The sequence below is a fragment of the Buttiauxella sp. genome (assembly GCF_035271705.1).
In the GTDB taxonomy this organism is placed as follows: domain Bacteria; phylum Pseudomonadota; class Gammaproteobacteria; order Enterobacterales; family Enterobacteriaceae; genus Buttiauxella.
Map to the genome: position 1 here is coordinate 1 of NZ_DATERI010000154.1, position 6,138 is coordinate 6,138.

5 protein-coding genes are annotated in these 6,138 nt (G+C 52.0%); 2 read left to right on the forward strand and 3 right to left on the reverse strand.

Annotated elements, in window-relative coordinates; genetic code table 11:
* Window positions 1–212 precede the first annotated feature (212 nt).
* Both gorA and VJY99_RS14155 read right to left on the reverse strand, forming a co-directional pair.
* Entirely contained in the window at window positions 213–1,568 is a 1,356-nt protein-coding gene (gene gorA, locus VJY99_RS14150) for a glutathione-disulfide reductase (protein WP_324119539.1), read from the reverse strand.
* Window positions 1,569–1,707: 139 nt separating this feature from the next.
* On the reverse strand, window positions 1,708–2,550 hold the full coding sequence (locus VJY99_RS14155; RefSeq protein ID WP_324119541.1) for a 23S rRNA (adenine(2030)-N(6))-methyltransferase RlmJ: 843 nt from the start codon (window positions 2,548–2,550) through the stop codon (window positions 1,708–1,710).
* Between the two features lie 302 nt (window positions 2,551–2,852).
* On the opposite strand from VJY99_RS14155, the gene prlC reads away from it, so the two are divergent.
* Together prlC and rsmJ are read left to right on the forward strand one after the other, a co-directional pair.
* Window positions 2,853–4,895, forward strand: coding sequence for an oligopeptidase A (gene prlC / locus VJY99_RS14160; protein WP_324119543.1), 2,043 nt, complete (start codon window positions 2,853–2,855; stop codon window positions 4,893–4,895).
* A gap of 8 nt (window positions 4,896–4,903) precedes the next feature.
* Complete coding sequence (gene rsmJ, locus VJY99_RS14165) at window positions 4,904–5,656, forward strand: 16S rRNA (guanine(1516)-N(2))-methyltransferase RsmJ (protein WP_324119544.1); 753 nt, start codon at window positions 4,904–4,906, stop codon at window positions 5,654–5,656.
* Window positions 5,657–5,900: 244 nt separating this feature from the next.
* On the opposite strand, the gene VJY99_RS14170 is transcribed toward rsmJ, so the two are convergent.
* Window positions 5,901–6,138: universal stress protein (locus VJY99_RS14170; RefSeq protein WP_324119546.1), on the reverse strand; the 238-nt coding region annotated here is incomplete at its 5' end.

Genomic DNA, 6,138 nt, shown 5'->3' on the forward strand with positions numbered 1-6,138 from the left:
GTGTAGGTAATGTACCTAAGTTTTTCCCTTGAGGAGATATGATCAACTCATTGTTCGAGTCTCTTGAGATATTACAGTGGGAGTACGTATCCGCAGAAGCTACTAATCGTGCCATTTCTTTTCCTTAGAATCCAAAAAAAAGACCACACTTCATGTGTGGTCATTTTAGTTTCTTTTCCAGAAAAAAAATGTGTCTACTTATCGTTTCTACGCTAACGAGTCATAGTAACGAATTCTTCTGAGCCGGTCGGGTGAATGGCCACGGTGTTATCGAAATCTTTCTTAGTCGCGCCCATTTTCAGTGCCACCGCAAAGCCTTGCAGCATTTCATCCATACCGTAGCCGATACCGTGAATGCCGACAATTTTCTCGTCCGGGCCTGCACAAACCAGTTTCATACGGCATGGCTGGCGGTGTGAAGTCACAGCGGTATACATCGCGGTGAAGGAAGATTTATACACTTTCACGTTGTCATCGCCGTATTGCTCACGCGCTTGTGGCTCGGTTAAACCCACAGTGCCGATTGGCGGATGGCTGAACACCACCGTTGGGACGTTGCTGAAATCTAAATGCTCGTCTGGCTTGTTGTTAAACAGACGCTCAGACAGGCGACGACCCGCTGCCACAGCAACGGGTGTGAGTTCCACCGCACCGGTGTTATCACCCACGGCGTAAATACCCGACACGCTGGTGTTCTGGAATTTATCGACGTCGATATAGCCTTTAGCGTTGGTTTTCACACCGGTAACAGCCAAATTGAAGCTGTCCGTTGCAGGTTCACGGCCAATCGCCCAAATCAGGCAATCTACAGTCTCAGAACGGCCATCTTGCAGATGCAGCGTCAGGCTGCCATCGGCATTCTTCTCAACGGCTTTCGGCACGGCTTGAGTGTGCAGCGTTGGGCCTTCGGTGTTGATCACTTCCAGCAACGTTTCGACAATCAGCGGATCAAAAGTACGCAGCGGCGCGTGTTGGCGCACAAACAGATGCGTTTCGGAACCCAGCGCGTTCACCACACCAGCGATTTCAACGGCGATATAACCCGCACCCACCACCGCAATACGTTTTGGCAGCGCAGGCAGTGCAAAGAAACCATCGGAATCAATACCGTTTTCAGCACCCGGAATTGACGGGCGGCTTGGGCGGCCACCGGTTGCAATCAGAATGTGGTCTGCGGTGATGGTTTCGCCGTTAACTTCAACCGTGTGTGCATCAACAAATTTGGCAAAGCCACGAATCACGTCAACGTTGTTTTTACCCAGAACGTTGTCGTAAGAGGTGTGGATACGGTCGATATACGCGGTGCGGCTGGCGATCAGTTTGTCCCAGTCGAATTTATTCACCGTGGTGTCAAAACCGTAATCCGGGCCGTAGTTATGGATAGCTTCTGCGATTTGCGCCGCATGCCACATGACTTTTTTCGGCACGCAACCGACGTTGACGCAGGTGCCACCCAACTCTTTCGCCTCAATGAGTGCGCATTTCTTCCCATACATTGCCGCACGGTTAATGGAGGCAATGCCGCCGCTGCCGCCGCCAATGGCGAGGTAGTCATAATGTTTGGTCATGATGTTTCCCTATTGAGTCGAAAAAATTTTCGCAATTGTAGCGCGTCGAGAAATTGGTTCCACCGATAGCTCTGATAGCCCCACTTCATACTTCAAGTTACAGGGCGTTGGCTGTAACTCGAATTATTTAGTGGTGGGTTTACTCAGGAACTACCCAGCTTAGCGTGGTCGAGCCGTTGCCAGATGGCACCAGCGTTTTATGCAGCCACGGCAGTACATTAGCCATTTGCTGCTCGAGTTTCCACGGTGGGTTGATAACAATCATACCGGAGGCGGTCATGCCGCGACGGTCGCTGTCCGGAAGAACCGCTAATTCGATTTGCAGAATACGGCGAATACCGGTTTCTTCCAGCTCGCGCAGCATACGTTTGATTTGCTGACGCATAACGACCGGATACCACAGCGCATAAGTGCCTGTCGCAAAACGCTTATAGCCTTCGTTGATACCAGTGACGACAGCCTGGTAGTCAGTTTTAATCTCGTACGGCGGGTCGATAAGAATCAGACCGCGACGCGAAACTGGCGGCAGTTTTGACTTCAGTTGGGTATAGCCGTCAGCGCGTTCAACGCGAGCGCGATTGTCTTTCTGAAATTCAGAACGCAGCAGCGGGAAATCTGACGGGTGCAGTTCGGTCAGTTGCAGGCTGTCTTGCTCGCGCAGAAGTTGACGTGCAATCAGCGGAGAGCCTGGGTAGTAACGCAGTTGCCCACCGTGGTTATAAGCTTTAACCGCGCCAATATAGGCTTCAAGTTCAGCTGGCAAATCATCGTGTTGCCAGATACGGCTGATACCTTCCAGGTATTCACCGGTACGCTCAGCGTGTTCGCTGCTCAGTTTGTATCGGCCAGCTCCCGCATGCGTGTCCAGGTAAAGGAAAGGTTTATCCTTCTCCTTCAACGATTCAATGATTAAGGATTGAACGGTATGTTTCAATACGTCGGCATGGTTGCCGGCGTGAAAGCTGTGGCGATAACTGAGCATGGCTTGAAGGGTTTCCAAAGACAAAAGAAGAACAACTATTCTGCACAGTATACAGCCTTATGCTCGCCGCCTGGCATTGAAATTAACTACACTAAGCCTCATGTTAAAGGGTATTGCTTTATACCCGTCATACTTCAAGCTGTAGGTGTGTTGGCAGCGTTTGCTCACCCCGGTCACTGACCCAAGTAAGCTCCAGGGGATTCTCTTCCTTGCCGCCGACCTACTGCTTGAATTATTTAGGGTATATAAATTTCCTGTGGAGCACCTGGCGCTCTACTTATCAGATATCAGGAACCGCGCTTATGACTAATCCATTGTTGACGCCTTTCGACCTGCCGCCGTTTTCCGCATTGAAACCTGAACATATTGTCCCTGCTGTGCAGCAAGCACTGGATGATTGCCGTGCGAAAGTCGAAAGTGTGGTGGCGCAGGGCGCACCTTATACCTGGGAAAATCTTTGCCAGCCGCTGGCTGAAGTGGATGACCGCCTGGGGCGCATTTTCTCGCCAGTGAGTCATTTGAATGCGGTGCAAAACAGCCCGGAACTGCGTGAGGTTTACGAGCAGACGCTGCCGTTGCTGTCCGAATACAGCACTTGGGTAGGCCAGAACGAAGGGCTTTATCAGGCGTATCGCAATCTGCGTGATGGCGCGAATTATGCTGATCTCAGCGTTGCCGAGAAGAAGGCGGTGGATAACGCACTGCGTGATTTTGAGCTTTCAGGTATTGGGCTGCCAGAAGAAAAACAAAAGCGTTATGGCGAAATTGCGGCGCGTTTGTCTGAGTTAGGTTCGACCTACAGCAACAACGTGTTGGATGCGACACAGGGCTGGACGAAGCTTGTCACTGACGATGCCGAACTTTCGGGTATGCCGGAAAGCGCCATGGCGGCAGCACGTGACCAAGCTGAAGCGAAAGAGAAAGACGGTTGGCTGTTAACGCTGGATATCCCAAGCTATTTACCTGTCCTCACCTACTGCGACAACCGCGAACTGCGCGAAGAAATGTATCGTGCCTACGCCACTCGCGCCTCTGATCAAGGACCGAACGCAGGGAAGTGGGATAACACGCCAGTGATGGAAGAAATTCTCGCACTGCGTCACGAACTGGCAGAATTGCTGGGCTTTGGTAATTACGCGGAAAAATCACTCGCCACTAAAATGGCTGAGAACCCGCAGCAAGTGCTGGAATTCTTAACCGATCTCGCTAAACGCGCCCGTCCGCAAGGTGAAGCTGAACTGGCACAACTGCGCGAGTTTACCAAAAAAGAGTTCAATGTTGATGAGCTGGAACCGTGGGACATCACCTATTACAGCGAAAAACAGAAGCAGCATTTGTACAGCATCAGCGACGAGCAACTGCGCCCGTATTTCCCGGAAGAGCGCGCAGTAAATGGTTTGTTCGAAGTGGTGAAACGCATTTATGGCATCACCGCAAAAGAGCGTAAAGACATCGATGTCTGGCATTCTGACGTGCGTTTCTTCGAACTGTATGACGAGAAAAATGAGTTGCGCGGTAGCTTCTACCTCGACCTGTATGCGCGTGAAAACAAACGCGGTGGGGCGTGGATGGACGATTGCGTAGGCCAGCTACGCAAAGCTGACGGCTCGCTGCAAAAGCCTGTCGCTTACCTGATCTGTAACTTTAATCGTCCGGTTAATGGCAAACCTGCGCTGTTTACCCATGACGAAGTGACCACGCTGTTCCATGAGTTTGGCCACGGTTTGCACCATATGCTGACCAAAGTGGAAACCGCAGGTGTTTCTGGCATCAACGGTGTGCCGTGGGATGCCGTTGAGCTGCCGAGCCAGTTTATGGAAAACTGGTGCTGGGAGCCGGAAGCGCTGGCGTTTATCTCTGGCCATTACGAAACGGGCAAGCCATTGCCAAAAGAGCTGCTGGATAAAATGCTGGCGGCGAAGAACTACCAGGCTGCGCTGTTTATTCTGCGTCAGCTTGAGTTCGGTTTGTTCGACTTCCGTCTGCACGCTGAATTTAATCCAGAGCAGGGCGCGAAAGTGCTAGAAACTCTGTTTGAGATCAAGAAGCTGGTTGCCGTGGTGCCATCGCCGAAGTGGGGCCGTTTCCCACATGCGTTCAGCCATATCTTTGCGGGGGGTTATGCTGCGGGTTACTACAGCTATCTGTGGGCTGATGTGCTGGCGGCGGATGCATTCTCGCGCTTTGAAGATGAAGGTATTTTCAACCGCGAAACCGGGCAGTCTTTCCTCGATAACATCCTGACCCGTGGCGGTTCTGAGGTGCCAATGGAGCTGTTCAAACGCTTCCGTGGCCGTGAACCTCAGTTGGATGCGATGCTGGCCCATTACGGGATTAAGGGCTGATTTATTCTGTGAAAATCTGTCTATTGACTGAAACAGGCGCCGACTCCGGCGCCTTATCTATTTTGAGTGAACGCTGGGGTCTCGAGCACGATGACGAGTCCCTGATGGCGTTGGTTTTAACCCCAGAACACCTTGAGTTGCGTAAACGCGATGAGCCAAAACTCGGCGGTATTTTTGTCGATTTTGTCTCGGGAGCTATGGCGCATCGCCGCAAGTTTGGCGGTGGACGCGGTGAGGCCGTCGCAAAAGCGGTGGGGATTAAGAGCGGATATCTGCCCAATGTGGTGGATGCCACCGCGGGGCTAGGACGTGATGCATTTGTGCTGGCATCTGTTGGCTGCCGAGTGCGAATGTTGGAGCGTAATCCGGTGGTCGCCGCGTTGCTGGATGATGGTTTACGTCGTGGTTACCAGGACGCCGAAATTGGCGGCTGGTTGCAGGAGCGTTTGCAACTTATCCATGCCTCGAGCCTGACGGCATTAAGCGATATCACGCCGCGTCCGGAAGTGGTTTATCTCGACCCAATGTTCCCACATAAGCAGAAAAGTGCGCTGGTGAAGAAAGAGATGCGCGTGTTCCAGTCGCTGGTTGGGCCGGACGAAGATGCAGATGGTTTACTGGCACCTGCACGGTTGCTCGCCACAAAACGCGTGGTGGTGAAACGCCCGGATTACGCACCGCCGTTGGCAGGTGTGGAAACGCATAATGCGGTGGTGACCAAAGGGCACCGTTTTGATATTTATTCGGGTACAGCCGTTTAAGTTATCGAAAAGCCCCGCAGTGCGGTAACACCGTTCACTTAAGCCAATGAATGAGGGGAAACACCGGGATTTGGTTCCCGGAGGGACGCCAAACCCGGTGGTCGCCCCGGATATCTCATTCTTAAACTAACGATGTCACGCAATGCGGGGCTCCAAAGTATTGATTCCCTATGTATTTCATGTTGCAGGAAGGCAGCAAGAGATCACAGCCAACGCACTTGCAGCGTGAAAGACGAAGGGTAAATTAATCTTCGTCTTCGTCACGCAATGGAACAATCAACATATCAACGTGAACGGTGTTGATCAGCTGGCGAGCAGAGGACATCAGTTTGCTCCAGAAATCCTGGTGATGACCACAGACCACTAAATCCATGTCGTACTTCTTAATTGCATCCACCAAAACCTGGCCAAGATCGCCGCTGCCGCTCAGCGTTTCAGTAATCGGATAGCCCGCACCGGTAGACAATTCGCTCAGTGCGTTG